This window comes from Actinocatenispora thailandica, assembly GCF_016865425.1.
Taxonomy (GTDB): Bacteria; Actinomycetota; Actinomycetes; order Mycobacteriales; family Micromonosporaceae; genus Actinocatenispora; species Actinocatenispora thailandica.
The window spans coordinates 1,542,143-1,546,765 of sequence record NZ_AP023355.1; the positions used below are offsets into that span (position 1 = coordinate 1,542,143).

Genomic DNA, 4,623 nt, shown 5'->3' on the forward strand with positions numbered 1-4,623 from the left:
ACTTGACTCACCGGTCTTGGCGCACCGGCGTGCCGGTCGACCGGATCGGCACGACCGCGATCACCGCCCGGCCCAGAGCCGCCCGGCACCGTGTCCTCCGGCGGTCACCTCCGCGCCCGGGCCAACACCTCGTCGGTGGTCAGCGTGCTGCGTGGATGGTGGCTCAGGCACATCGGTACCCGTATCCTGCGCGGGCTGGAACCCTCGGAAGCCAGATAGAACTCGCCGCTGCGGAGCCGGGAGACGTCCTCGACGTCGTCGCCCTTCGCCCGCGCCATCTCCCTTGCCGCCTCGACCTGGGTCGGGTTGTTGAGCAACCCGTAGACCTGGGTGGCGCAGTTACCCGAGACCCGGTTGTGCAGGCCCTTCGGCGCCTGGGTGGCGACGACCAGGCTCAGCCCGTACTTGCGCGCCTGGGACGCGAGCGCCAACGTGCTCTGGGTGCAGGCGGTCATGCCGCCGGAAGGTGCAAGCGTGTGTGCCTCGTCCAACACCAGCAGGCCGAGCAGCGGTCGGTCGGTGGCCGGATTCTTCTTGATCCAGGCGAACAACGCCATCTGTAGCTGGTTGACGAACCCCTGGCGTGCCTCCTCCGCGGGCATGCCGATGAAGCTGATCACCGAGACCCGGGCCCGTTTGTGTCAATGGCCAGTTGTTTTCCCCGGTGGCGGCCAGTTGTTGCATGCGCTGGCGGCCGGATGTCGGTCCCCGTTGGCGGCCAGATAGCTCCCCGCCGTTGAGGTGGTGCGGTTACTTCAGTGGCGTGACTCCCTTGCCGGTGGTGGCTTCGGTGAGCCGGAAGCTGTCACCTTGGGTGACGACGACGTGGGCGTGGTGCAGGAGCCGGTCGACTGTGGCGGTCGCGAGGGTTTTGGGCATGATCTCGTCGAACCCGGACGGGTGCAGGTTGGAGCTGACTGCCAGGGAGCGTCGTTCGTAGGCGGCGTCGACCAGCCGGTAGAAGCCCTCGGCGGCGTCGGGTGAGACGGGTAGTAGTCCGATGTCGTCGATGATGATCAGGTCGGATCGGACGAGTCGGGCCATCGCGCGGGCCAGGGAGTCGTCGGCGCGGTGGCGGCGGACCAGGGCGCCGAGGTCTTCGATGGTGAACCAGGCCACGGACATGCCTGCCTCGACGGCGGCTTGTCCGAGCGCTTCGGCGAAGTGGGACTTGCCGGTTCCGGACGGTCCGCAGACGCAGAGGTTTTCTGTGCGTTGCACCCATTCCAGGGTTTTGAGCGCGTCCTGGGTGGGCCGTGGGATCGAGGAGGCGGTCTCGTCCCAGTCGCCGAAGGTCTTGCCGGCGGGGAACCCGGCCCGTTTGCGGCGGGTGCGCAGGTTCGCCTGATCACGGCCGGCGGCTTCCTCGGCCAGCAGCACTCGGACGACCTCGGCGGGGTCCCAGCGTTGCGCCTTCGCGGTGGGGATCAGATCGGTCAGAGCTCGGCGCAGGTGGGGCAGTTTGAGCCGGCGGGTCAGCCCGATGGCTTCGGACATCGGGTCGCCGGTGGTGCCGGTGATGGCGCGGATCGGGGTGGTCATCAGTGCTGTTCTCCTTGCGGGGTAAGGCCAAAACGGTTCCAGGCGGAGGTGCCAGGTTGCAGGCTGTGGGCCTCGCTGGCGCGGGAGGGTTCGGCCGCGGCGCGGCCGTGCTGGTGGGTCAGGATCGAGATCAGGTCGTCGTCGGCGAAGCGGCCGGCGATCGCCGCAGGGCCCAGCGCTTGGTCGACTTCGGCCATGCTGTGCAGCTTGGCCAAAGCGACGGCTTCGGCCATCTTCGAGGCGAGGCGCCGGGTGCCGGCTTCAGCGGCCTCGACCAGCCACGCGGCGGCACCCGGCCCGATCGTCAGAAACGCAGCTTCCTCGGCGGTGGTGGCCTTCGGGACGCGCTGGTCGGTGTGCTCGGGCCGCGGCGGGTAGTGCTCAGGCTGGATCGACGGGCTGCCAGGAGCCGAACGCGTGTGTCGAGCGACCTCGGCCGGGCCGTGTTCGCCGACGGCGGTGACGATCAGCTCGTCGCCGCCGAATCGGGCCCACACCCTGGTGTCGACCAGCTCGTGCGGCACCGAGTAGCGCACGCCTTCCACCGAGATCGTGCAGTCCCATCTGACACGTCGGGTGGTGCCGAACGCGACGGTAAACGGCTTGTCCGGCAACCGATGCAGCCGCCCTCGTTCCTCGGCCAACGCATCAACCGGCCGTCGGCGAGACTCGCGATGCACGCGGGTGTTGACCTGTTCGCAAAACTCGCGGCACGCGGCCTCCACCTGGCCGAACGTCTTGTAAGCCGGCAGCAGGTTCGCCGCCGTGGGCACCACATCGGCCTTCGCGATCCGCACGGTCGCTTCGCTGCCGCCCTTGGTCTCGGGGTCGGCCGGCAGACAGGTCCGGATGGTCATCCCGTAGTGCCGGCCCACCTCGACGATGTCGGCGTTGCGGACCGCGACCCCGGCGACGTGCTCGACGGTGACGGTTTTCTCGTTGTCGGTCAACGCATACGTCGGCACGCCACCGATGCGCCGTAGCGTCGCGTCCAGACACGACACGATCGTCGGCAACGTCTTGTCGAACACCTCCAATCACCACCCGGAAGCGGGACCAGGCCAGCCACGCGCACCACAACGCCGTCCGCCGACCGCCGATCCGGGGACCTTCGCCCCAGTCCCACTGCAACCACAGGCCCGGCTCGACGATCCAGGGCCGATACACGCGGTGGAACCCGGCCCGCATCCGCGCCTTCACCTGCGCCACCGCCCGCCGGGTCGTGCGCTGCCCGCCGCCGAAGCCCATCGCGACGATCCGGCGATGCACCACATCAGCCCGCACCCGGCCTCGTGAGGCGGCCACGAGCTCTTCGATCTTGTCCAGGTACTCATCGATCGGCCGGGCCCGATGCTGCCGCTCCACCGGTCGGCCACCATCAGCCCGCAACTTCACATACCGGGCGACGGTGTGGTGATCGCACCCCGCCAACTCGGCCGCCGCACGGTAACTCCCCGTAGCGTCGAACGCTTCCAGAATCTCCACGATCTCCCCGCTGCGCTTCACACCGACCAGCCTCGCCGGCCGGCAACTGTCCAGGTCCGGGGAGGTATCTGGCCGTGACCGGGGACAACACTGGCCACGAAATGCTCAACAAATGGCCGCCTACGGGGAGTATGCGCTGGCCGCGCTCACGTTTGCCCGGTGACGGGGTAAGAGATCAGTTCAGAATGAGTTTGCGGAGGCAGATGATTGAGCAGGCGATGCCGAGGAGCGCTTCATGGATGTCGGCTCGGCGTTCGTAGCGGATGCGCAGGCGTTTGAAGGCGTGGAGTCAGGCGAAGGTGTGTTCGACGGGCCAGCGTATGACGCCGAGGCCGGTACCGTGAGCGGTGCGGCGTCGGGCGATGACCGGTGTGATGCCGCGAGCGCGGACCATTCGGCGGTACTTGTCGTGGTCGTAGCCGCGGTCGGCGTACAGGTGTGGTGGTCTGCGCCATGGGCGGCCGACCACGCCGCGGATCGGTGGAATGGCGTCGATCAGGGGGATCAGTTTGGGTGACGTCGTTGCGGTGTCCGCCGGTGAGTGATCGCCAGCGGGATGCCCGCGCCGTCGGTGATCACATGATGTTTGGACCCGCCCTTGCGGCGGTCGACTGGACTGGGGCCGGTCAGATCCCCTTTTTCAACGCCCGCAGGTGCGAGGAATCGACGAGGGTCACCGACAGATCCAGCAGACCGGCGGTCCGCAGTTCGGCCAGCAGGTTCTCGTGCAGCGTCTGCCAGACCCCGGCCTGCTGCCACTCGGCCAACCGCCGCCAACACGTCGCACCCGAGGCGCCGAAGAGCCTGGTCGGAACCCGATTCCAGCCGACCCCGGTGCGCGCTACCCACAGGATCGTCTCCAGCACGGCCCGATCAGCGACCCGCCGACGTCCCGGATACCGGAAACGCCGTTGACGCACCGGGGTCAGCGGCTCCAGCCGAGCCCACAACGCGTCGGTGAGTACCTCATCCTGCACACCGGAAGCCCTCGAACAGCCTGCAGCGCAATCAAAGCCGACCCGCCGACTCATTCTGAACTGATCTCTAAGGGGAATCGTCGATGCAACCCGGGGCGCCGCGCGCCCGGAGCGCCCGGCATCTCGGCCCGATCCGCCGTGCCGCAAGCGAAACCGGCTTCCGTGCGGGGTGCGCCGGACGTCCTCGGATCCGCAACGCCGCTGCCGGTCGGGCGCCGGAGTGGCGGCGCCGCGGCCGGATCGGAGCGGCATCGTATTCGGTGCCGGCAATGACGGTGGACGTTCGAGCTGGCCTTTGGGGTTGCCCGGATTCATGTGAGATGCCTCTCAAGGGCCACGGTTGAGGTCTGTCGCGGCCGCTCACTAGCATTGTGCCGAATATCGACGTTCGTAACTGGAAAGCTCGGTTTGGTCTCCTGCCACGAGCGGGACAGAACCGTATCGGGGGTGGCACAGGTGATCGCGCGGGCGTCGGTCGCCCGGCAGCGGCCGGGGATGAATCGGGCCGGTTGTCGGCCAGTTTGGCCGGCAGCGTTTCCGGCTGCGAGGGGGCTTCTCTGTGGGCGAGGGTGACGACGGGTTCGCGAAGCTCGGTCTCGGGCCGACGACGTTCTTCGTG

At 68.3% G+C, this 4,623-nt stretch carries 2 protein-coding genes and 2 pseudogenes; all 4 read right to left on the bottom strand.

The window, feature by feature from the left end:
* Nucleotides 1-104: 104 nt before the first annotated feature.
* Nucleotides 105-602 carry an ATP-binding protein gene (locus Athai_RS06840; RefSeq protein ID WP_338028122.1) on the bottom strand — a complete coding sequence of 166 codons (498 nt, stop codon included), beginning with the start codon at nucleotides 600-602 and terminating at the stop codon, nucleotides 105-107.
* A 148-nt stretch (nucleotides 603-750) separates the two neighbouring features.
* The gene (istB, locus tag Athai_RS06845) at nucleotides 751-1,542 is read right to left on the bottom strand and encodes an IS21-like element helper ATPase IstB (RefSeq protein WP_203960704.1); all 792 of its coding nucleotides are present in this window, start codon (nucleotides 1,540-1,542) and stop codon (nucleotides 751-753) included.
* Nucleotides 1,542-3,048: pseudogene (gene istA / locus Athai_RS06850) on the bottom strand (IS21 family transposase). The gene istB and the pseudogene istA overlap by 1 nt, the downstream one beginning before the upstream one ends.
* A 154-nt stretch (nucleotides 3,049-3,202) precedes the next feature.
* Nucleotides 3,203-4,004 (bottom strand): annotated as a pseudogene (locus Athai_RS06855) (IS5 family transposase).
* Nucleotides 4,005-4,623: the final 619 nt, after the last annotated feature.

What these genes read in the sequence shown, in the direction of transcription:
- Athai_RS06840 (WP_338028122.1), bottom strand. Translation starts at nt 602, where the DNA reads ATGCCCGCGGAGGAGGCACGCCAGGGGTTCGTCAACCAGCTACAGATG.
- istB (WP_203960704.1), bottom strand. Translation starts at nt 1,542, where the DNA reads ATGACCACCCCGATCCGCGCCATCACCGGCACCACCGGCGACCCGATG.